21 protein-coding genes are annotated in these 21143 nt (G+C 57.3%); 7 read left to right on the top strand and 14 right to left on the bottom strand.

Annotation, left to right across the window (positions count from 1 at the left end; genetic code table 11):
- Positions 1-140: 140 nt before the first annotated feature.
- Complete coding sequence (gene acnA / locus ACR0FE_RS03740) at positions 141-2831, bottom strand: aconitate hydratase AcnA (RefSeq protein WP_170805461.1); 2691 nt, start codon at positions 2829-2831, stop codon at positions 141-143.
- A 235-nt stretch (positions 2832-3066) separates the two neighbouring features.
- On the opposite strand from acnA, the gene ACR0FE_RS03735 reads away from it, so the two are divergent.
- Positions 3067-3759: a DUF1223 domain-containing protein gene (locus ACR0FE_RS03735; RefSeq protein ID WP_480911125.1), complete on the top strand. Its 693-nt coding sequence runs from the start codon at positions 3067-3069 to the stop codon at positions 3757-3759.
- A 1-nt stretch (position 3760) separates the two neighbouring features.
- Here the strand turns inward: ACR0FE_RS03735 and ACR0FE_RS03730 are convergent, their stop codons facing one another.
- The 6 genes from ACR0FE_RS03730 to purB form a co-directional block, all read right to left on the bottom strand.
- On the bottom strand, positions 3761-4684 hold the full coding sequence (locus ACR0FE_RS03730; protein WP_170610208.1) for a lysophospholipid acyltransferase family protein: 924 nt from the start codon (positions 4682-4684) through the stop codon (positions 3761-3763).
- Between the two features lie 113 nt (positions 4685-4797).
- Positions 4798-5028, bottom strand: coding sequence for a FliG C-terminal domain-containing protein (locus ACR0FE_RS03725; protein ID WP_480911122.1), 231 nt, complete (start codon positions 5026-5028; stop codon positions 4798-4800).
- Positions 4997-5872: a flagellar motor switch protein FliG gene (locus ACR0FE_RS03720; RefSeq protein WP_480911119.1), complete on the bottom strand. Its 876-nt coding sequence runs from the start codon at positions 5870-5872 to the stop codon at positions 4997-4999. The genes ACR0FE_RS03725 and ACR0FE_RS03720 overlap by 32 nt, the downstream gene beginning before the upstream one ends.
- A 68-nt stretch (positions 5873-5940) precedes the next feature.
- Positions 5941-6483 carry a hypothetical protein gene (locus tag ACR0FE_RS03715; protein WP_321252289.1) on the bottom strand — a complete coding sequence of 181 codons (543 nt, stop codon included), beginning with the start codon at positions 6481-6483 and terminating at the stop codon, positions 5941-5943.
- Positions 6484-6585: 102 nt separating this feature from the next.
- A complete protein-coding gene (locus ACR0FE_RS03710; protein WP_480911116.1) occupies positions 6586-6738 on the bottom strand; it encodes a chitin-binding domain-containing protein in 153 nt (50 codons plus the stop codon).
- Positions 6739-6855: 117 nt separating this feature from the next.
- The gene (gene purB / locus ACR0FE_RS03705) at positions 6856-8160 is read right to left on the bottom strand and encodes an adenylosuccinate lyase (RefSeq protein ID WP_480911113.1); all 1305 of its coding nucleotides are present in this window, start codon (positions 8158-8160) and stop codon (positions 6856-6858) included.
- An 87-nt stretch (positions 8161-8247) separates the two neighbouring features.
- Here purB and ACR0FE_RS03700 point away from each other — a divergent pair, with 87 nt between their 5' ends.
- The 3 genes from ACR0FE_RS03700 to ACR0FE_RS03690 all read left to right on the top strand — a co-directional run bounded on the left by ACR0FE_RS03700 (position 8248) and on the right by ACR0FE_RS03690 (position 9619).
- Entirely contained in the window at positions 8248-8580 is a 333-nt protein-coding gene (locus ACR0FE_RS03700; RefSeq protein ID WP_170610215.1) for a hypothetical protein, read from the top strand.
- A gap of 144 nt (positions 8581-8724) precedes the next feature.
- Positions 8725-9285, top strand: a complete 561-nt coding sequence (locus tag ACR0FE_RS03695) for a hypothetical protein (protein ID WP_480911111.1) — start codon at positions 8725-8727, stop codon at positions 9283-9285.
- 10 nt (positions 9286-9295) lie between these two features.
- Positions 9296-9619: a hypothetical protein gene (locus ACR0FE_RS03690; protein ID WP_170610219.1), complete on the top strand. Its 324-nt coding sequence runs from the start codon at positions 9296-9298 to the stop codon at positions 9617-9619.
- Positions 9620-9631: 12 nt separating this feature from the next.
- Here ACR0FE_RS03690 and ACR0FE_RS03685 read toward each other — a convergent pair whose 3' ends face one another.
- Positions 9632-10849, bottom strand: a complete 1218-nt coding sequence (locus ACR0FE_RS03685) for a bifunctional alpha/beta hydrolase/OsmC family protein (protein ID WP_480911108.1) — start codon at positions 10847-10849, stop codon at positions 9632-9634.
- 187 nt (positions 10850-11036) lie between these two features.
- Positions 11037-12380, bottom strand: coding sequence for a dimethylsulfonioproprionate lyase DddP (gene dddP, locus ACR0FE_RS03680; protein WP_170610223.1), 1344 nt, complete (start codon positions 12378-12380; stop codon positions 11037-11039).
- Positions 12381-12503: 123 nt separating this feature from the next.
- Here dddP and ACR0FE_RS03675 point away from each other — a divergent pair, with 123 nt between their 5' ends.
- Positions 12504-13247 (top strand): heme-dependent oxidative N-demethylase family protein, encoded by a 744-nt coding sequence (locus ACR0FE_RS03675; RefSeq protein WP_480911105.1) that lies wholly within the window; start codon positions 12504-12506, stop codon positions 13245-13247.
- Between the two features lie 36 nt (positions 13248-13283).
- On the opposite strand, the gene ACR0FE_RS03670 is transcribed toward ACR0FE_RS03675, so the two are convergent.
- The 5 genes from ACR0FE_RS03670 to ACR0FE_RS03650 form a co-directional block, all read right to left on the bottom strand.
- Complete coding sequence (locus ACR0FE_RS03670) at positions 13284-14198, bottom strand: hypothetical protein (protein WP_170610227.1); 915 nt, start codon at positions 14196-14198, stop codon at positions 13284-13286.
- A gap of 199 nt (positions 14199-14397) precedes the next feature.
- Positions 14398-15192, bottom strand: a complete 795-nt coding sequence (locus ACR0FE_RS03665; protein ID WP_480911103.1) for a lytic murein transglycosylase — start codon at positions 15190-15192, stop codon at positions 14398-14400.
- 78 nt (positions 15193-15270) lie between these two features.
- The gene (locus ACR0FE_RS03660; RefSeq protein WP_480911100.1) at positions 15271-15918 is read right to left on the bottom strand and encodes an MSMEG_1061 family FMN-dependent PPOX-type flavoprotein; all 648 of its coding nucleotides are present in this window, start codon (positions 15916-15918) and stop codon (positions 15271-15273) included.
- Between the two features lie 132 nt (positions 15919-16050).
- A complete protein-coding gene (gene glnA / locus ACR0FE_RS03655) occupies positions 16051-17457 on the bottom strand; it encodes a type I glutamate--ammonia ligase (protein ID WP_170610233.1) in 1407 nt (468 codons plus the stop codon).
- A gap of 43 nt (positions 17458-17500) precedes the next feature.
- Positions 17501-17839, bottom strand: a complete 339-nt coding sequence (locus ACR0FE_RS03650; RefSeq protein WP_108800222.1) for a P-II family nitrogen regulator — start codon at positions 17837-17839, stop codon at positions 17501-17503.
- A 167-nt stretch (positions 17840-18006) separates the two neighbouring features.
- Between ACR0FE_RS03650 and ACR0FE_RS03645 the strand changes: the two genes are divergently transcribed.
- Together ACR0FE_RS03645 and ACR0FE_RS03640 are read left to right on the top strand one after the other, a co-directional pair.
- Complete coding sequence (locus ACR0FE_RS03645; protein WP_480911096.1) at positions 18007-19542, top strand: NAD(P)H-hydrate dehydratase; 1536 nt, start codon at positions 18007-18009, stop codon at positions 19540-19542.
- A gap of 319 nt (positions 19543-19861) precedes the next feature.
- Positions 19862-20986, top strand: a complete 1125-nt coding sequence (locus ACR0FE_RS03640; protein WP_480911093.1) for a porin — start codon at positions 19862-19864, stop codon at positions 20984-20986.
- The last annotated feature ends 157 nt before the right edge of the window (positions 20987-21143 follow it).

Genomic DNA, 21143 nt, shown 5'->3' with positions numbered 1-21143 from the left:
TTCTCCTGCTCACACCAGAACGGGGTTAGGGGCAAAAGGCAACTTCTTCTGTTTGAAAATACCCTGTAGAGCGAGGCAATGCCGCGCAAGAAAAAGGCGCCCGCAAAGGGCGCCCTTCAAAAAGCTTTATCTGTCCCGGCTCAGCCTGCTTTGGCCAGGTTCCGCAACACATAGTGCAGCACGCCGCCGTTCTCGATGTATTCAATCTCGGGCGCGGTATCGATGCGGCACTTGAGGGTGATGGTCTTCTCGGAACCGTCACCATAGATGATGGTACAGGGAACCTCTTGCAGCGGCTGGATGGTATCCAGACCGTGGATCGAAACCGTTTCATCCCCCTTCAGACCTAGCGATTTACGAGTATCGCCACCGGTAAACTCGAACGGGATAACGCCCATGCCAACCAGGTTCGAACGGTGAATACGCTCGAAGCTTTCAGCGATCACGGCCTTGACGCCCAACAGGGCCGTGCCTTTAGCCGCCCAGTCACGCGAAGACCCCGCGCCGTACTGCTCGCCGCCAAAGACGACAAGCGGAACGCCCTGTTCCTGATAAGCCATCGACGCCTCGTAGACCGAGGTCTGTTCGCCATCAGGGCCTTTGGTATAGCCGCCTTCGACGCCGTCCAGCATCTCGTTTTTGACGCGGATGTTGGCAAAAGTGCCGCGCATCATGACCTCGTGGTTGCCGCGGCGCGACCCGTACGAGTTGAACTCGCGCGGCTGAACCTGACGGTCCGTAAGATACTTGCCGGCCGGAGTTGTCGTCGCAAAGGAACCTGCAGGCGAGATGTGGTCGGTGGTGATCATGTCACCCAGGATCAGTAGAACCTTGGCGCCATCGATATTCGAGATCGTGCCAGGCTCGGACCCCATGCCCTGGAAGTAGGGCGGGTTCTGAATGTAGGTCGAGGTCGGGGGCCAGTCATAGGTCTCCGCATCGGTGGTCTCGACCGACTGCCACTTCTCGTCGCCCTTGAAGACGTCGGCGTATTTCGACTGGAACGCCTCGCGGGTCACGGTCTGTTCGACCAGTTCCGCAACTTCCTGCTGGGTCGGCCAGATGTCTTTCATGAAGACGTCATTGCCGTCCTTGTCCTGACCAATCGGTTCCGACGTCAGGTCGATATCCATCGTGCCGGCCAGTGCGTAAACGACAACCAGCGGCGGTGAGGCCAGATAGTTGGCACGTACGTCAGGCGAGATACGGCCTTCGAAGTTGCGGTTGCCCGACAGGACCGACGTGGCAACCAAATCGCCCTCGGCAATCGCATCGGACAGCTCTTTCTGTATGGGACCCGAGTTGCCGATACAGGTGGTACAGCCGTAACCGACAAGGTTGAAGCCGATCTGGTCCAGATCTTCCTGCAAGCCGGCGGCTTCAAGATAGGCCGACACAACCTGCGAACCCGGTGCCAGCGAGGTTTTGACCCACGGCTTGCGGTCCAGACCCAGCGCAGCCGCCTTGCGCGCCACCAGACCCGCGCCAATCATCACGTATGGGTTCGAGGTGTTGGTGCACGAGGTGATCGAGGCGATTACGACCTTGCCCGATTCCATGGTGTAGTCTTCGCCTTTGACGGCGACTTCCTTGCCCATTGGACGCTTGAACGTCTCGGCCATTTCCTTGGTGAAAGCGGCCTTGGCGTTGGTCAGTGCGACATAGTCCTGCGGGCGTTTCGGGCCCGAGATCGCGGGAACGATGGTGCCCATGTCCAGCGACAGGGTGTCGGTGTAGATCGGCGCATAGTTCTCATCGCGCCAGAAACCGTTTTCTTTGGCGTAGGCTTCGACCAATGCGATGCGATCTTCGTCACGGCCGGTGTTGCGCAGGTAGCGCAGCGTTTCACCGTCAATCGGGAAGAAACCACAGGTCGCGCCGTATTCCGGCGCCATGTTGGCGATGGTCGCACGGTCGGCCAGCGGCAGACGGTCCAGACCCTCGCCGTAGAACTCGACGAATTTGCCCACGACGCCTTTTTCACGCAGCATTTCCACGACCTTCAGAACAAGGTCGGTCCCGGTGGTGCCTTCGACCAGATCGCCGGTCAGTTCAAAGCCGATGACTTCGGGGATCAGCATCGAGATCGGCTGACCCAGCATCGCGGCCTCGGCCTCGATCCCGCCGACGCCCCAACCCAGAACGGCCATGCCGTTGACCATTGTGGTGTGGCTGTCAGTTCCGACAAGCGTGTCGGGGTAGGCGACTTCATCCCCATTCTGGTCGGTGTCGGTCCAGACGGTCTGCGCCAGATACTCCAGGTTCACCTGGTGGCAGATACCGGTTCCGGGGGGCACAACGCGGAAGTTGTTGAAGGCCGACTGTCCCCACTTCAAGAACTGGTAACGCTCCATGTTCCGCTCATATTCGCGGTCGACATTCATCTGGAACGCGCGCGGATTGCCGAATTCGTCAATCATCACCGAGTGGTCGATGACCAGATCAACCGGGTTCAGCGGATTGATCTTCTGAGCATCGCCGCCCAGACCCTTGATTCCGTCGCGCATCGCGGCAAGGTCGACTACGGCAGGAACGCCGGTGAAGTCCTGCATCAGGACGCGCGCCGGACGATAGGCGATCTCGCGCGGGTTCTTGCCGCCCTTGGCGCCCCATTCGGCAAAAGCCTTGATGTCGTCGACCGAGACCGAAAAGCCGTCATCTTCGAACCGCAACATGTTTTCCAGCACGACTTTCAGCGCGGCGGGAAGCTTGGAAAAATCGCCCAGACCGGCCTCTTGCGCGGCGGGGATCGAGTAATAGGAAATGGACTTGCCATTCACGCTCAGGCTGCGGCGTGTCTTGGCGGTATCCTGTCCGACTTTGATGGGCATCTAATGGCCTCCCTCTCAAAATGACGTGGATTATGGGATTCGCTGAGGGGTATCTGCATCACGTTTAGCCTTGGTTCAAGGTCCAACACGACAAGTGCGGCAATTTTTGTATACCATTGCACACATTTTTTACATTTTGGGTGTCACAGGTCTCAAGAAACCTTGATTGGCGGTTGATCTTTGAACGGTCTAAACCTGTCTGGCAACTGACCAAACCGAGGCCGCCATGTTCAGAATGACTATCTTTTCAACGCTTACGTCATTGCTATTGGCGGCACCGGTTCTGGCTGAAAACGATCCTGTCGTTGTGGAACTTTTCACCTCTCAGGGCTGTTCATCCTGCCCGCCTGCGGATCGAATCCTGCATGATCTGGTTAAGCGCGACGACGTCATCGGGCTGGCGCTACACGTCGACTACTGGGACTACATCGGCTGGAAGGACGAATTTGCCGATCCCGATCATACCACGCGTCAACGCGCCTATGCCCGTCAGGGCGGGCGGTCGATGATTTACACACCGCAGATGGTGATAAACGGCCAACAGGACATCGTTGGCGCGCAATTGCGGGAACTGAACCGACTGATTGACGCGCATCTCAAAGCCGCCCCTAAGGCTTCGGTCAATGCCAGCCGGACTGGGAACGACGTTGTTGTGGATGTGACCCCCGTCAATCTACCGGTTGGAGAGACGTATGACGTGCGTGTCGTTCAGTATTCTCCGATGCGACACGCCTCGATCCGTAGGGGCGAGTTGGCGGGACACGAACTGGACTATGCCAATGTTGTCGAATCCTGGCAGAGCGCCGGGCAGTGGGACGGGGTCGCGCCACAGCGGTTTTCGACGGTGTTGACCTCGGATATTCCTGCAGTTGTGCTGGTGCAGAAAACGGGGCACGGCCCCATCGTTGCTGCAGCTAAGGCAGAATGAATTAGGGCATATCTTCTGGCTGAACCCCCAGCCCGTTCCATGTTTTCCAGCGTCGGTGAATCCAAAACCACTGACCCATGTGTTTGCGAACCACGGCTTCAAGATCATCGTTGGTGAACTGGGTCATTGTTTTGGCGTCGGTATGTGGAACAGGATCATGCAGAATGATCTCGAAATCGATCCCGTTCGGCTGGCGCACTGCATAGCATGGGATCAGCACGGCACCATATTTGATCGCCAGTTCCGCATTCAAAACCGAGGTGACAGCCGGTTTGCCGAAAAAAGTCAGTTCTTCTCCGCCATGGGCGTGCAGGTCGGACACGATGGCGATGATCCCGCCTTTTTTGAGCGAACGAACCATTTCGACCATGCCCCGACGACCCTGTTCGAACATGGGCTCACCGGTTTTGTAGAAAGCTTCAACGTATATGTCATTGAAATACGGGTTGGCCATTCGGCGATACAGGCACCCGATGGGTTTGCCGCTGCGGTTCTGCAGCGCAATCCGGGCCGCGAGGTAGTGTCCGAAATGCGCGGTAATCATCATGACCGGTTTGCCTTCGGCCACGGCGGCATCAAAAGCAGCGATGCCGGTACCCGAAATTTTGGCATCCTTCTGCCGCTCGGAAAAGCCTTCGGGTGAAAAATGCTCCATGATCGCCCGGCCCGCATTGTCGGGAACGGCGCTGCAAATGCGGCGAACCTCGGCATCGGGCAGATCGGGGCATGTGAGTTTGAGATTGCGGCGCACGCGGTTTGTGAAGCCAACAATCGGCGACAGGCCGCGCACAATGGCACCCATTGCCGCAATGCGCCGCTCGTACGGCAATAGCCGCATCGTACCGATTACAGCTTTGAGGAAAAGGCTGGTGATGTAGTATTTACCAAGCTCAAAGCGGCTCAGTTCCGACTTTTCGACGGGCATGTAGGTGTCTCACCGGATATTCGATTTGCGGGCTCAGACATACAGGTCAGAAACCGCAACCACAAGCGTTCAGCAATTCCAGAAGGATCACCATTGCGTTCCGGCGTGTAGCATTATTGTCCATCGCCTTCTTCTTCGATCAAGGTGATGGCTCCTTCATCCACCAGTGCGCGAATGACACCGACAATCTGCGCCATCGCGTCGTCCGCATCCTTTTGCCTGACCTTGCCCCGTTCACCCATTTCCTCGCGCAGATTTTCCGCCATGCGCGTAGAAATGTTGGAAAGCAGGAATTCGACCGAAGCCCTGTCTTCATCCGCGATTGCGCCCGCCAATGCGGTCACTAGCACGGGTTGATCGATACCGTGCAGTGATGCGGGTTGATATGTGAGCAAAGGTAAAGATGGACTGGCGTACCACACTGGCAAAGTCGGAATCCTCTTCATCCAGCGCGGTCAGCAACCCGTCCCGGGTTGTTGCGGCTGACTGGTTCAGGATTGCACCGACGCGGGCGCCGGGGTGGTCCGCAAAGGCCGGTGCAGGGCGCTGATCCAGTTGGGCGGCCAGCGACCATCCAATCCGCTCAACCGCTTCGGGCGTGATGTTGGCCGTTTTGGATACGGCATAGGTTATGCGGCGGGCCACGGGGCCTGGAAGGTGACCAAGCAGTTCTGCGGCCTTGGGCTTATCAAGCTTGGACAACATCACGGCGGCAATTTCGGTGCTTTCCGCCTGTGCCATACTGGCCAGATCTTCGATAGGTATTTCACGAAGGCGCAGCCACGGGTCGCCGATCTGACGCGCGCCGGCAACCTTTCGCAATCGCGCTGCCGTTGCCGGTGTAATTTTGCCGTTGACGGCATCCAGAGCGCCTGCCAGCCCGTGCGGGAAGGCCAAGCCGACGCCTTCAAGCCCGCGCGTGAATTCCCGAGCGACCGCATCAAGCGTGACGCGGTCCACCAGACCCATCTGTCCCAGCTGATGGGTCAGTTTCTCCTGCAAGGCGTCCGGGAGTTCTTCTAAGGGAATGTCGGCGCCTTCGTTCAGAAGAAGCCGAACGATAACAGCGGCTTTTTGCCGGTTACTGAGCTGTCGGGGCACAACACGCGCTGCGTCTTCTTCTTCCCCTTCGATCACTGGCGTCGAAGCAGCCGGAGATATATGTACCAGAGCTTTGGCGTCTTGCATCTGCCCGCGGTCCCAAATTGCGATTTCACGAGCAGATTACGAAGCAACAGGTAAATTTACCCTGAACCTCAGTAGCTGTAGGTCAGCCCGGTGCGGATTGCATCGCGCAGAGAGGTCTCAGCCCATGTGCCTTCGCCGCCCCGTGCCTTGATCTCGCGCCACTGTGCTATGGCTAGATCGGTTTTCCCTTCTGCAACAAAACCCTGCGCCATATAGCTACGGGCAAGGATGTTGTCCGGGTTGGCGGAGATAGCGTTTTGATAAAACACGTTGGCCAGTTCCAGTTCGCCCATCTTGCGATAGGTAAAGCCCCAGTAGGTCATGACGCGGTCGTCATTCTGATCCATCACGCGCAATATCGCCTGCGCGTTTTCATACTGGCCATCGTAGGCCATTTCCCGAACTGCATCATAAAGCTGATCTTCGGTGAAATTGGTTTTGTTCGGTTTGACACAGCGACCGGCCGTCTCGTCATACACGCGCCCGAACAGGCATTTCTTGGTCGTGTTTGTCGGCTTTGGGGGGCTGCTGTCGCCACCACCTGCTGCAAACGCGGCGGGAGCGAGCACAAAAGCCTGAAGGGCAAGTGCTGAAGCTAGTACGAGGCGCATATTCCTACTCCGTTTTCAAAGGAACTTGTCAAAAGCATAGCGTGATCTTCAGAAAAGCTAACAATTGACTGATCGCTTTTATTCACAAGCAGGAAAGATTTTTCAGCTGTTGACGACTTTGGTGCAGCTTTGTGTCTCGGTATCCCAGATTGTGCCGGGTGCGCAGGACTGGGTCTGATTGGTGTGATTGCTGCAGGCAAGTGCGACCGATGCAACGCAGGAAAATGTCAACGCGCAGAGAATGGTTCGAAACATTGGACTCTCCCATCCGGAAAATGCACCTGCAGGATAACCCAATTCCGTCAATCTGGCAAAAAACAAGACCCGGATCGGGGAAGCGACCCGGGTCCTGAGAGAAATCAAACGTCTGCGCTATTCACCAAAGACGCGGGCGAAAATCGTGTCCACGTGTTTGGTGTGATAGCCAAGGTCGAATTTCTCTTCGATTTCCTCGACGCTCAATGCGGCGGTGACGTCGGGGTCTGCCAGCAGCTCTTCTTTGAAATCGGTGCGGTGTTCCCAGACTTTCAGTGCGTTGCGCTGAACCATGGCATAGGCGTCCTCGCGGCTGACGCCAGCTTGGGTCAGCGCCAGCAGCACCCGCTGGCTCATCACAAGGCCGGGGAACCTGTTCATGTTTTCGATCATGTTCTCGGGGAAGATCAGCATCTTGTCGATCACGCCGGTCAGACGAGCCAGTGCGAAATCCAAGGTGATCGTGGCGTCCGGGCCGATCATGCGCTCGACCGAGGAGTGCGAAATATCGCGCTCGTGCCACAACGCCACGTTTTCCATCGCCGGGATCACGGCCGCGCGTACCATGCGCGCCAGCCCGGTCAGGTTCTCGGTCAGGACCGGGTTTTTCTTGTGCGGCATGGCCGAGGAGCCTTTCTGACCCATCGAGAAGAACTCGGCCCCCTCCAGCACCTCGGTGCGCTGCATGTGACGGATTTCGATGGCGATGTTTTCGATGCTGCTGGCGATGACGCCCAGCGTTGCAAAAAACGCCGCATGACGGTCGCGAGGAATGACCTGCGTGCTGATCGGCTCGGGCACCAAACCCAACTGGTCGCAGACATGTTCTTCGACGCGCGGGTCGATATTGGCGAAGGTGCCAACCGCGCCACTTATCGCGCCGGTGGCAATCTCGGCGCGCGCATCGCGCATCCGGGACAGGTTGCGGTCCATCTCGGCGTAGAACCGGGCAAAGGTCAGGCCCATGGTGGTAGGTTCGGCGTGGATGCCGTGGCTGCGGCCGATGCGGATGGTGTCCTTGTGTTCAATCGCGCGGCGTTTCAGAGCGGCCAGCAGACCTTCGAGGTCGGCGACCAGAATATCTGCGGCGCGGGTCAGCTGCACGTTGAAACACGTGTCCAGCACGTCCGAGCTGGTCATGCCCTGATGGACAAATCGCGCCTCATCGCTGCCGACATGTTCTGCCAGATGGGTCAGAAAGGCGATGACGTCGTGTTTTGTGACGGCTTCGATCTCGTCGATGCGGGCCACGTCGAATTCCACGTCCTTGGCTTTCCAGACGGCTTCGGCGTTTTCGCGCGGGATCACCCCCAGATCGGCCATGGCGTCACAGGCATGCGCCTCAATCTCGTACCAGATGCGGAACTTGGTCTCGGGCGACCAGATGGCAACCATGTCAGGGCGGGAATAACGGGGAATCATTGGCGGCTGCACCTTTTTGTGTTTGGGATGAGGCGTTGCGCGGGGTTTAGCCGTGCATGCATTAGGGAACAAGGTGCGAGTGCCGAGATGAGACGGTTTGCCCTGATTTTGATGCTGTGGCCCGGATTTCTGGCCGCAGAGGAGTTCCGCCAGTTGTCGGGCAACGAGATACTTGTCGCCTTGACCGGCAAGAAGCTCGATTATGGAGAAGGAGCCTGGCAGAGTTTCGACGCCAATATGCTGACCCAGTATTTTTCGGGCAGGCCCAGTTCGGGCCGCTGGAATGTGCGTGACGACAGGTACTGTTCGCTTTGGCCGCCTTCGGATTTGTGGGCGTGTTACGACGTTCAGGTAAGCGGGCAGAGGGTGCGTTTTGTCGATGACAATGGCGGCGTGACGGATGGGACTTACGTTGATTGAAGATATGGGTTGGTCAAGTAACTGAGCGCTGCATATTGAAGACCGTTGCCGCCCGGTTTCCCGAACCATGCGCGCCCTGATGCTGGACAAGTACCGTTTTGGTGGGCCAAGCTGCGTGAAGTGAAACCAACAGGTTATTGAGATATGCGTATTATTTTGAATTCCGCACTGGCTACCTGTGCGGGGATGTGGTTGGCATGCATCCCACCCGCATCGGCGGACACACCGGTCACCTATACCGACGACGGGCGCGCGCTGTTCCGATTTGACGTTCCCGATTTCTGGACACTGCGCACTGGCGGAATTCGGGAAATCGAAGATACGCAACTTGGCGATCCGCGTGCTGTGGCCCGGGTTATGGGGATGCGTCCAGTCACTGACGATAATGTCTGGATGGGTTTTGTGTCGCCGAACAGTGTCAAAAGCATCGCTGACGGGCTGCGTTATCTGGAAGATATCGACAAGTTTCTGGTCAAGGAGCCGACGGTCACAAGTACCAGTGACAGGCGCATCGGCGGTTTGCCCGCACGTGTGATCCGCGGGACAGGCAACAGGGATGGCAGGGGGGTGAACTTTACCGCCACTGTGATCGATCTGCCGCGTGACCGGGTTGCGATCGTCGTCGCAATCCTGCGCAACGGAGCGGATCCGGCCTATGCCGATACACTGAATGCCGTTTTCGCGTCATTCCAGCCTGCGCGGTAAGGAGGTTCAGATGACAAGAAGATTTATCAAACCCTCGGTTCTGGCGCTGGGGCTTGGGGCATCCAGCCTTCTGCTGACGGCATGCGACGGTGTCTCGGTTGGTGTCGGGGTCGGATATGGATATGACCCGTTTTACGACTCGATGCTGTGGAACGACTACTACCATGACGTGGATGTCGATATTGACGTGAACAGGCCAGTCAGACCTGATCGACCGAACCGACCCGGCGGGCAACCACCGACACGTCCGAGGCCACCCGTGGCGAAGCCGCCGGTGACCCGGCCTCCGGCCGCCCGGCCGCCGATTCACCGGCCGGCTCCCCGCCGACGGTGATAAACGGGGCGTTCAGGTCGGCAGCAATTCGGTTGTAATGTGGACGGACGCTTCCAAAGTTCTGTGCACGGGGCATTTGTCGGCGATTTCCATAAGCCGGGTGCGTTGGTCCTGCGTCAGCGAGCCTTCCAGCCGGATTTTTCTGCGGAATAGGTCAACCTTGCCTTCCGTGACAAGGCCGGCATCCTGCGCATGAACCTTGTCATGGCAGACATCGACGCTGACATGGGTCAGCGGCCAGTTCTTGCGCCGCGCATACATGCGGATGGTCATGGACGTGCACGCACCCAGGCCGGATGACACGAAACCATAGGGCGACATGCCCCGATCCGTACCCCCGTACGAGGCTGGCTCATCCGCAACCGCGTGGTGACGGGGGCCAGCCTGAATATCCTGCAAGAAGCCGGATGGGTCGGCCTCGATCACCCGCACCACACCTTCCGGCGCGCCGGGCGGCGGTGCGGGCGGACACAAGGGTACGTAACGTCCAACCCAGGCCGAGATTACATCGGCGGCGTATTCGGCATCGGAAGCGCGCGTTATCAGGTGATCGGCATCATCGAGTGTGACAAAGCTTTTGGGATGTTTGGCGGCCTGGAAAATCGCACCGGCATTGTCGATGCTCACCGTTTCGTCACGTGGGGCATGCAGGATCAGAAGTGCAGCCTTCAAATCACCGATGGCCGGGGTCAAAGCGGATTCTGAAATGTCATCCACAAAGGCCTTACCGATCCGAAACGGCCGCCCGCCCAGCAGAACCTCGGCCGAACCGTCCTGTTCGATTTCCGGCAACGCGGCTTCGAAATGGTGGGACACGTGCCCGGGATCGGCCGGTGCGCCAAGAGTGACAACAGCCTTGACCGAGGGAATGCCCGCACGTGCCCGCAGAACAGCGGCCCCGCCCAGCGAATGCCCGATCAGCAGGGCAGGAGCCATGTCACGCCCTTCCAGATAAGTCGCCGCCGCGATCAGATCTTCAACATTTGACGAAAAAGTCGTGTTTGCAAACTCGCCTCCAGAATGTCCCAGACCCGTAAAATCAAAACGCAGCACGGCAATGCCCATGACCGCCAGGCGCGCAGAAATGCGCCGCGCGGCAGGGATGTCTTTGGAACAGGTAAAGCAGTGCGCAAAAAGGGCTGTTGCCAAAACCGGCCCGTCGGGCAGGTCAAGGCGGGCTGCCAGTTGGCTGCCATCGTGCCCGGAAAATGTAATGCGTTCGGTCGGCATAAGGAACTCCTTGGTCGTTGGCTTCACAGTGGGCACAGCGACGCCTTATCTCAACCCGCCTGACATGTGCCTCACGCGGAGGTGACAGGAATTCCCTGGTTCTTCTTATGCCAAAAGCATCTGTGAAGGCACGAGAGGCAGAACCTCTCGCAGAATGCCAGGTGACGCGGTCTGGTTGGAAGGTGACCTAAGCCAAACCCATCAGGGCTGGATCAAAGGGATATTTCGTCAGGTTCTCATATCCGTCCTCGGTGATCAGAACCTGATCCTCAAGCTTGATCGAAAAGTCGCCGCCGACTTCTCCGACCGCTGCCTCGACACACAGAACCATGCCCGGTTCAAGCGGGTAGTCGTAGGCACCCGCAACCGCCTGATCCGGATAGGCAACCAGAGGCCATTCATCGCACAGGCCCACGCCATGCATCAGGCAGCCGTATTTCTGGGCCTGGAACTTGTCGTCCAGCCTATGAGCATTGGCCGTCAATTCGGGGATCGTGACGCCGGGCTTCAGCATTTCCATGTTGGTCATGATATGCTCATGCGCGTGCTGCATGGCATAGATCATGTCGGCGCGCGGCTTTTCGTCGCCGATCCACCAGGTACGGGAAATGTCGATGCAGATCCCGTAGGAACCGATCAGGTCCGTGTCAAAGGCAATAATTTCGTTCTTTCGGGTAATTCGGGGGCCACATTCCTGAAACCAGGGGTTTGTTCGCTGGCCCGAGGCAAGCAGGCGCGTTTCAATCCATTCGCCGCCGCGCCGGATGTTTTCGGCGTGCAAGACAGCCCAGACATCATCTTCCGAGGTCTTGCCGTCACCAACATTGGCGCGGGCGAACTTTTCCATCTCGCCAACAGCGGTTTCACAGGCGTGATTGGCGCAGCGCATGGCGAGGATTTCGTCGGGACCTTTGATAGCGCGGGTCTTTTCGGTGACCTCTTCGCCTTCCATGATCTCAAATCCCTGCGCCTCAAGTGCGCGCAGCCCGTGCAGCATGATCTTGTCCACTGCCAGTCGTTTGTTGCCGCCGCTGTGTTCGTCGATCAGAAGGCGCACCTCGTTTGAGAAAACATCGGCGGCCACGTCCACCTTGTCACCGCGGTCGAAATAAAACAGATCAGCGCCCGAACGCTGTTCACGCACCAGTGGATTGAACTTGGACAGAAAGGGAGAATTCTTGTAGTCCCAGATCACCATATAGCCGTCGGCGCATAAGAGAACCGCGCGAAAGGGGTTATGTGTATTCCACAGCTGCATGTTGGTGCTATCGGTGGCGTATCGGATGTTCAGCGGATCGAACATCAGCAACCCGCCGTATCCGCGATCAACGATAGATTGGGTCAGCCGTTTCCACCGATATTCCCGCATCCGGGCCAGATCGGGAAGAACCAGACCCGCTTGTTCCCATTCTGCAAACGCCAATTGGGTCGGGCCGATTTCTATGCGGTCATTTTCGTTTGGCGTACCGTCACCCAGCGTTGCCCCCTTGGTCGGGTCGATCTTGCGGGTGTCCCGGTAATGCTGATTCATGGCTTCGCTCCCTTTTGGCCCGGCAAAGATGGTCGTACCGTCCCATGCCGTCTTAGTAGTTTGCGACCCATGTTCAGTCGCTTTTGGACCGACAATAGCAAAATACGGTGATAGCCCTAGGCCATGACTGAAATACTGCAACAAGACATTCCCTATAACCCGCTGGCTGCGAAGCCGCTGCCGGGGATCCAACCCGCACGCCCTGAAGACTGGTTGACCCGCGACGAAGCGTTTGCAGCCCAGATGCGCAGGCGCGAGGATTTGTTGGCAGAGCGACGCGATGATGTTCTGGCACTGGATCCCGGTGCGGAACCGGCTGCGCAAGAATTGCTGGATATGGTGTTGCGGCAGGTTTATTCCGCAGCCTCCGATCATGTGATCCGGTCTGACGGGGCGGAAGTGCTGATTGACCGCGCAAGGCCCCTGGATACTCTGTGTCGGCTTGTTCAGGAAGATTTTTGCATTCTGCAGAAACAGGGCGGCGAACATGTTCTGACCGGTGCGATCCTGTGTTTCCCGGCCAGTTGGCGACTGTCCGAGAAATTCATGCGTCCGCTGATCGATATTCATCATACCGTCAACAGTTATGATGAAAACGTCGCCAGGCGGGTTCAGCGTCTGTTTGACGGGATTCAGCCGGATCGGCCACTCTGGCGCTTTAACGCGCTGTGGTACGATGACGCCGAGCTGTTTCAGCCCCGCAGTACCAGCGAGCCGCGGAAAATCCGGGATCCGGGAAACACGCCTTTTCTGCGCAGCGAGCGTCAGACCATTCTAAGACTGCCCCAAACGCGCACCGTTGTTTTCTCGATCCACACTTATGTTCTGGCGGCGGACAGGGTGCTGGAAATGGAAAACCCCGCCTGATGGCGGGGCCTCCTAGGAGGGTCTTCTAGAAAAGCTTTATAGACCTAGGGCACCGGCAACACCTGCAAATGCGCCACTGGAATTAAGGGTCACGATCGCGACCGTAAAAGCCAGAACCTGAGTATTGAGTCGGAAATCCTCGCCCCGGATCAGGTTCACGGCCGCCAGAGAAAGTGCGATCGGTGCCGACATGCTGGCCACGGCCCCGGTCAGGCCCCAACTTGTCAGACGCAGGATGTCGCTGGGCTTTTCATCCTCGTCGGTGGTCGGTTCAATCGGTGCGTGGGCCTGTTGATCCGTCTGATCTGTTCTGAACGCGATGCTCAGCAATTGATCGTCCGACAACTGGATCGGCCTTGCGTTCGGTTTCGGTATCGCGGCTTCCGGCTGGTAATGATCTGCGGTATTCGAGGTGCTGACGCCTGCAAACGGGCCGGTTACGGACTGAAATATCTGTTTTCTGTCCCTGGGTTTGCTTGGCATTAGCGTATCAAACGCGCTCATGAACTGTTCGATGGTCAGTACCGCGTTGGGCGAAAGCCACTCCACGCGCTGGGTCGAGCAGATGTCGACCATGCGATACAGGATCACAACCAGCATAAGCTCGGAAATTTCGCTGTCATCCAACAAAGCTGACACCGGTGAGACCGAAATGACCAGACGGTTCTTCGGTCGTGTCACCGGCGGTCTGGGTATCGTTTTTAGGCCAGCAGTGCGGTCCAGCCGGTCGAAACGGTCGTCGACCCCGTTCAATTCCGTATCCAGTGTCAGACGAACCAGATACTGGCTTGAGACGATGCTGGCCTCGGTGCCGCTGAGCAGCGACTTTCGCTCGATCAGATGACCATAGTCTTCTAGCGTTGCCGCGACGATATTGCCAAAGCGTTCAATCGCGCCCTTGGTCTCACCGTCAAATTGCAGACCGCCATGATAGCTGTGCTTCCGACTCACCGCGCATTCCTTTGTCGCTTTCTGTCTGAGACCGCAGACTAGCGGGTGATCTGGGGGAGAATTTGACGAAAATGCAAAAAAAATCAATTTTCGAGGGATTGATTACGCTTTGGAAACCAAGAGACTAGGGGGAAATTCGGGCATCTGTGGCGACAATGTGGCCAAAGTTGGGATCGCCTGTGTTGGAACCTTGTTTCGCCTATTGGTCGATTCGCTGCCCCATGATTGCTATGGATTGCTGATAGACCGAGGCGGAATTCCACTGCTGGATAACCGCAAAATTGGGCTGTCCTTTCTGATAGCCCCGGCCGGGTTTCCACCCTTTCTTGCGAAGAAAATTCGCGGTCGAAGCCAGGGCGTCGGTCATGTTGTAAAAGTCTACCCGACCGTCACCCGTCGCATCGACACCATAGGTCAGGGCATTCCCCGGCAGGAACTGTGTGTGGCCCAGCTCGCCATGTTTTGCCCCTTTTGTCGCCATCGTGACGCTGCCCTGATCCACCAGTTTCAATGCCCCGATTGCGTGCGGAATGAAGAATTCGGAACGGCGACAATCATAGGCCAGTGTCGTTATTGCGGAAACAACCTGGCTGTCGCCCATGAAGTTTCCAAACCCTGTTTCCATGCCGTGAATGGCGATCAGAACACCGGCAGGTACGCCGTATTGCCGTTCAAGCGCGGCGTAAAACTGCGGGTTGCGGGCCTTTCGCTTGCGTCCCTGCGCGACAATCGTGTCGGCGCCGCGCACCTGCATGAACTTGTCCAGCGAGTATTTGAAACTTTTCTGGTTACGATCTGCTGAAATTGTTCGCGTGGCGTATTGCGTCTGGGCCAGTGCCTGCAGCCCTTTCTTCTTTACTCCCGCGCGCCGCGCCTGTTTGGCGAAATCGGCCTTCCATACCTCAAACCCGCTGCCGGTGTTGCCGCAAGGCGCGGAGAGTGCCGGGGACGGCAGGGACAAGGCACAGAATATCGCCGTTGCAAGTCGAAGCATGAAACCTATCCAATAACTTGAAACTCTGGGGCAGCGTACGCGCCATGCGGGAAATGGCAAACGAATTCCCGGGAGGGGTCAGTAAAGGTCCAGTTCTCCTGCCTCTTTGAGGCTTTCAAACCACTGTTCCGGCGTGGCGTCGATTCTGGCGTGTTTGACCATCATCGCGTTCATATTGGGTAGATGAGATGAATCCGGCCATTCTTCGGGTTGCCAAAGATGAGAGCGGACGATGCACTTTGGGCAATGGGCAAAAATCGTCTGGATATGGATCAGTAGTGCCAGCTTTGGTGCTTTGCCGTTCATGGTCATACCGCTCAGCAAATCCGGATCGGCGCAAAGCCGGGCCGTGCCGCGCAATCGCAATGTTTCCATTTTCCCGGGGACCAGAAAGATCACACTCACGCGTGGGTCATGCAGGATGTTATGAAACGTATCCACTCGCTTGTTGCCGGGGCGATCCGGGATAGCGATCAGAGTGTCAGACAGGATTTCGACAAACCCCGCGGGATCGCCGCGGGGCGAGATATCAAGGTGACCGTCGGGATTGGCCGACGCGATCAGGCAAAACGGTGAGGTGCCGATGAAATCGCGGCACATCTGATCCAATGCCGGTATTTCCTTGGCAACAATCTGCGGCAGGGGCGCACCGGTAATCTGTTCCAGTTCGTCCGCAGACGTAATGAAATGCGAATAAGGTGAAAAAGGCGCGTCACTGGCGGGCATGAGATTTCTCCGCTGGGATCTGTGGCCCGAGTGTGAAAGATCACTCGCAATCCGTCAAATCCAGTGCGGCGACAAGAAAAGGGGCGCCCGATGGACGCCCCCTTTGCGAGAATTTTCGTCGAAAGTTCCTGATCAGCAGCTGTAGTACATGCCGTATTCAACCGGATGCGGCGTGTGCTCGTAGGTTTCGACCTCTTCCATCTTCAGCGCGATGTAGCCGTCGATCTGGTCTTTGGTGAACACGTCGCCCTGCAGCAGGAAGTCATGATCGGATGCCAGAGATTCCAGAGCTTCGCGCAGCGAGCCGCAAACGGTCGGGATGTCGGCCAGTTCTTCGGCAGGCAGATCGTACAGGTTCTTGTCCATGGCTTCGCCCGGATCGATCTTGTTCTTGATGCCGTCCAGACCGGCCATGAGCAGCGCGGCAAACGCCAGGTAGGGGTTTGCAGCCGGATCGGGGAAGCGGGCCTCGACGCGCTTGGCTTTCGGGCTTTCGGTCCATGGAATACGGATGCAGCCCGAACGGTTGCGTGCCGAATAGGCGCGCAGAACAGGTGCCTCAAAGCCCGGGATCAGACGCTTGTAGCTGTTGGTCGACGGGTTGGTGAAAGCATTCAGGGTCTTGGCGTGTTTCAGAATACCGCCGATGTACCACAGGGCTTCGTCTGACAAGTCGGCGTATTTGTCGCCTGCGAACAGCGGCTTGCCTTCTTTCCAGATCGACATGTTCACGTGCATGCCGGTGCCGTTGTCGCCATAGATGGGCTTGGGCATGAAAGTTGCCGACTTGCCATAGGCATGTGCCACGTTGTGAATGACGTACTTGTACTTCTGCAGCTCGTCCGCCTGTTTGGTCAGGCTGTTGAAGATCAGACCCAGTTCGTGCTGGCACGAGGCAACTTCGTGATGGTGCTTGTCGACCTTCATGCCCAGACGCTTCATGGTCGACAGCATTTCCGAACGCAGGTCCTGCGCCTCGTCGATCGGGTTCACCGGGAAGTAACCGCCCTTGACGCCCGGACGGTGGCCCATGTTGCCCATTTCGTATTCGGTATCAGTGTTCCAGGCCGCGTCGGTTGCATCAACTTCGAACGATACCTTATTCATTGTATTGGAATAACGGACATCATCGAACAGGAAGAATTCGGCTTCGGGGCCCATATAGGCCACGTCACCAACGCCGCTGGCTTTCAGATAGGCTTCGGCCTTCTGTGCGGTGCCGCGCGGGTCGCGGCCATAAGCTTCGCCGGTGTCAGGTTCAACGATCGAGCAGTGCAGGCACAGCGTTTTTTCGGCGTAGAACGGATCGATATAGGCCGATTCAGTGTCGGCGATCAGTTTCATGTCCGAGTTTTCGATCGACTTCCAGCCAGCAATCGAGGAGCCGTCGAACATAAAGCCTTCTTCCAGGAAGTCTTCATCGACCAGATCCACATCGACGGTCACGTGCTGCAACTTGCCCCGCACGTCGGTGAAGCGGATGTCGACGTAGGCGACGTCTTCTTCGCGGAGAGTTTTGAGAACTGCTTCTGCGCTCATTCCCTTGGTCCTTCTGATAGATATGTCAGGATATTCGGTTGATTTACAGGGCGTCCGAGCCGGTCTCGCCGGTACGGATGCGGATGGCTTGTTCGACGGGTGAGACAAAGATCTTGCCGTCGCCGATCTTGTCGGTTTTGGCGGCATCCACGATGGCTTCGATGGCCGCGTCGACCTGATCGTCGTCCAACACCACCTCGACTTTTACCTTCGGTAGGAAGTCGACCACATACTCCGCGCCGCGGTAGAGTTCGGTATGGCCCTTCTGACGGCCGAACCCTTTAACCTCGATGACACTGAGGCCCTGGACGCCAACGTCCTGCAGCGCCTCTTTCACTTCGTCCAGTTTGAACGGTTTGATGATCGCTTCGATCTTCTTCATCCCGGCCTCCTAATCTGCTTGTCAGGTTGGCAGTGATCACGTCTAAGATCGCTGGGCAATCTGATTGCGAAACGGACCGGTTGCTTGTGCGTAGAATTTCAGCGAGCGGTTAAATTTTCATCGAGTTGCACAAAATGTAATCGAAATTGAATCGCGCGGGAGATGAGATGACGGATTTGCTGACGGCGGCGCAGATGCGGGCGATTGAACTGGCTGCGATTGAATCGGGCAAGGTTACCGGTCTGGAACTCATGGAACGCGCCGGGCAGGGCGTTGTTGAGGCGATTTTTGAGGAATGGCCCGAGCTGGCAAAAACGTCCGGTCGCGCATTGGTGCTGTGCGGGCCGGGAAACAATGGTGGTGACGGGTTTGTCGTTGCCCGGTTGTTGAAAGAGTGGGGCTGGGAGGTTGAGGTGTTTCTGTACGGCGACGCCGCAAAACTCCCGCCTGACGCACGAAGAAACTTTGAGCGGTGCCAAGGCAAGTCCGACGTCAGTGTCCGAAAGATCGATACGCTTGCAGATGACAATCTCAATTTCCCCTCAGACCTAGACCTGATAATTGATGGATTGTTCGGAACCGGGCTGACGCGACCGTTTCTGGGCGGCTTCTCCTTGTTGGCGAATGAGCGGGTAAGGGACCTGTCGTCAGGACGCGGCTTGCGGGTGGTTGCAATCGATATTCCCAGCGGCTTGTGCGCCGACAGTGGGCGCGTGCTGGGAAATGTGATCCAAGCGGATCTCACCGTAACTTTTCACGACATGAAGGTTGGTCACATGATCGGCGAAGGCCCCGCCAATTGCGGTGTGGTTCGGACAAAGTCGATCGGCCTTGAACGTGAAGAAGACAATCGAGTTGTTAAGCTGGTTTTGGAAGAGAGTTTTCGGGTCTCGAAGGAACCGAAGGATCACAAATATTCTTATGGCCATGCCCTGATCCTTTCCGGCGGACCGGGCAAAACCGGCGCCGCGCGGTTGGCCGCGCGGGGCGCGTTGCGGATTGGGGCAGGGCTGGTGACAATTGGTGTGCCCCCGGCCGCGCAGTTGGAAGTTGCCGCACAGGTCACCGCTGTCATGTTGCAACTGGCTGAAGGGGCCGACGAGCTTTCCCGGGTGCTGAAGGACGGGCGACTGAATGCATTGTGCCTTGGACCGGGAATGGGGCTGGATCGCGCTCGTGACTTGGTGCCGGCGGCACTGTCGGCAGGGCGCTCAACCGTTCTGGATGCAGATGCGTTGACGGCGTTTTCAGAGGACCCCAAGGCATTGTTCGATCATTTGTATGAGACCTGCGTTCTGACACCACACGGGGGCGAGTTTGCCCGGCTGTTTCCGGATATTGCACAAAAGTTGGAAGAAGTTCCCGACAAAGGCCCGGCATATTCCAAGGTTGACGCAACCCGTGATGCTGCCGAGCGGGCAGGATGCGTGGTTCTGTTCAAGGGGCCGGATACTGTGATCGCGGCGCCGGACGGGCGGTGTTCCATAAGCTCGGCGTTTTATGACCGATCGGCGCCATGGCTGGCCACGGCAGGGGCCGGAGATGTTCTTGCAGGCTTCATCACCGGATTGATGGCGCGAGGGCTTGGGCCGATGCAGGCCGCAGAAGCTGCTACGTGGTTGCATGTGGAATGTGCGCGGCAATTTGGCCCCGGACTGATTGCCGAGGACCTGCCCGAGCAGTTGCCAAATGTTTTGAAATAGTTGAATGTTTGATTGTCTGCGCGGTGGGTCGCCGAAAAGCTGGCTGATCGGCGTAATTTTGCCAGCGGCGTTGACGAAAATGCACAGCAAGTGTTTGCCAGTTGCATGGCTGATTGGCAGAATTTTCTTGCAGACTACCTTTGACTGCTGAAAGTCAGATTTAAGCGGTTGAAATTATTGAGTATAAATCTCTGCCTTGGGCTCTCGATGTGGCTAATATGCAATGCTTCTACTGTCTGAAATGCCGGCTATTGGAACCTCAGATTTTCGTGAACAAATGGGCGGGACGTGAAACCAGAACCCCATCATGGTGACAGATATGACTAAGATTCTCAGAAACTCATCAATAGCCGCGATTTTGGCGGCAACAGGCGCGATACCAGCTGCTGCTGAGTTGAAATATGAAAATAACAGCGGCGGATATGTGCATCTATACGGACAGTTCCACCCCGCTCTTGTTTCGGTGGACGACGGCCAGGATACCGAGACACGTGTTCTGGACAACGACCTGTCCAACAGCCGGGTCGGTCTGCGGTTGATGCAGCCTTATGGCAGCAACGAGTTCATGTTCTGGTTGGAAACCGGCCTGGGCTTGCCCAGCACAGGGACGGCCAACCAGTTCGGCACCAACAACAACGGATGGTCGCGCGAAGACATTCGCCACGTCGATTTCTCGCTTAAGGGGGGGTACGGAAAGTTCTCGGCTGGTCAGGGCAGCATGGCATCAGATGGGGCCGCAGAAGTTGATCTGTCTTATGTCGGGACCGCTTTGTATTCGTTCACCAACGATGAAAACGGAGCGTTCTTCTATCGTGATCCCACAGGCACACTGAGCACGATTACAGTGGGCGACTCGTCCAGCAACTTTGACGGGGCGCGTCGCGGGCGCATCCGCTATGACACGCCGGATTTCAACGGGTTCTCGGCGGCAATTGCCTATGGTCAGAACATTCTGTCCAGCAGCGATGACGACGACTACTATGACATCGCGGTTTCCTACGGCAATACGTTCTCCAACGGCGTCGAGTTCGCCGCTAGCATCGCCTATGCCGTGCGCGATTTTGACAACTCATCCGGTGAGCGGAAAGACACGATCGGGTCAGCCTCGGTTCTGCTGCCCAGCGGGTTCAGCTTTACCGCTGCCCTTGGTTCGCGCGATGACACCTCATCCGGTGCAAGCGATCCGGACTATTGGTACACCAAGCTGGCGTATGAAGGAGACTGGGTGTCCTTGGGCAAAACCGGCGTCGGTATCGACTATTTCGACGGGTCGGATTTTGAGAACAGCGGTTCAAGCACCAAGTCCTGGGGTATTGCCATCGTTCAGCGGTTCGACAGCATCAACACCGACGCATATCTGAAGTACCGCAACCACGATTTCGACGACACGATCAGTTTCGACAAAAACGAAGCGTGGGTTCTGGGCGCGCGCTGGCGGTTCTGATCCTGCTTCTGAGACAAGCATGCGCTCCGGTTCGTTCCGGGGCGCTTTTTTGTTCAATTCAGCGGCAAAACAAAGCTGATCCGGGCTTTGCCCCCTTGCACGCGGGCGGCTGGGCAAATAGAAGGCGTCAAATTTGCCCGGCGCGCCGTTTTGCGCG

Source organism: Ruegeria sp. K7 (assembly GCF_056531785.1).
The sequence above is the reverse complement of the archived record's forward strand: the minus strand, read 5'-3'. Positions and strand labels throughout refer to the sequence as shown.

Coding starts and splice junctions, on each gene's coding strand:
- acnA (WP_170805461.1), bottom strand. CDS start 2,831: ATGCCCATCAAAGTCGGACAGGATACCGCCAAGACACGCCGCAGCCTG.
- dddP (WP_170610223.1), bottom strand. CDS start 12,380: ATGAATCAGCATTACCGGGACACCCGCAAGATCGACCCGACCAAGGGG.
- ACR0FE_RS03665 (WP_480911103.1), bottom strand. CDS start 15,192: ATGCTTCGACTTGCAACGGCGATATTCTGTGCCTTGTCCCTGCCGTCC.
- ACR0FE_RS03715 (WP_321252289.1), bottom strand. CDS start 6,483: ATGCGCCTCGTACTAGCTTCAGCACTTGCCCTTCAGGCTTTTGTGCTC.
- ACR0FE_RS03660 (WP_480911100.1), bottom strand. CDS start 15,918: ATGCCCGCCAGTGACGCGCCTTTTTCACCTTATTCGCATTTCATTACG.
- purB (WP_480911113.1), bottom strand. CDS start 8,160: ATGATTCCCCGTTATTCCCGCCCTGACATGGTTGCCATCTGGTCGCCC.
- glnA (WP_170610233.1), bottom strand. CDS start 17,457: ATGAGCGCAGAAGCAGTTCTCAAAACTCTCCGCGAAGAAGACGTCGCC.
- ACR0FE_RS03730 (WP_170610208.1), bottom strand. CDS start 4,684: ATGCCCGTCGAAAAGTCGGAACTGAGCCGCTTTGAGCTTGGTAAATAC.
- ACR0FE_RS03645 (WP_480911096.1), top strand. CDS start 18,007: ATGACGGATTTGCTGACGGCGGCGCAGATGCGGGCGATTGAACTGGCT.
- ACR0FE_RS03685 (WP_480911108.1), bottom strand. CDS start 10,849: ATGCCGACCGAACGCATTACATTTTCCGGGCACGATGGCAGCCAACTG.
- ACR0FE_RS03720 (WP_480911119.1), bottom strand. CDS start 5,872: ATGCAAGACGCCAAAGCTCTGGTACATATATCTCCGGCTGCTTCGACG.
- ACR0FE_RS03695 (WP_480911111.1), top strand. CDS start 8,725: ATGCGTATTATTTTGAATTCCGCACTGGCTACCTGTGCGGGGATGTGG.
- ACR0FE_RS03640 (WP_480911093.1), top strand. CDS start 19,862: ATGACTAAGATTCTCAGAAACTCATCAATAGCCGCGATTTTGGCGGCA.
- ACR0FE_RS03735 (WP_480911125.1), top strand. CDS start 3,067: ATGACTATCTTTTCAACGCTTACGTCATTGCTATTGGCGGCACCGGTT.
- ACR0FE_RS03650 (WP_108800222.1), bottom strand. CDS start 17,839: ATGAAGAAGATCGAAGCGATCATCAAACCGTTCAAACTGGACGAAGTG.
- ACR0FE_RS03690 (WP_170610219.1), top strand. CDS start 9,296: ATGACAAGAAGATTTATCAAACCCTCGGTTCTGGCGCTGGGGCTTGGG.
- ACR0FE_RS03675 (WP_480911105.1), top strand. CDS start 12,504: ATGACTGAAATACTGCAACAAGACATTCCCTATAACCCGCTGGCTGCG.
- ACR0FE_RS03700 (WP_170610215.1), top strand. CDS start 8,248: ATGAGACGGTTTGCCCTGATTTTGATGCTGTGGCCCGGATTTCTGGCC.
- ACR0FE_RS03710 (WP_480911116.1), bottom strand. CDS start 6,738: ATGTTTCGAACCATTCTCTGCGCGTTGACATTTTCCTGCGTTGCATCG.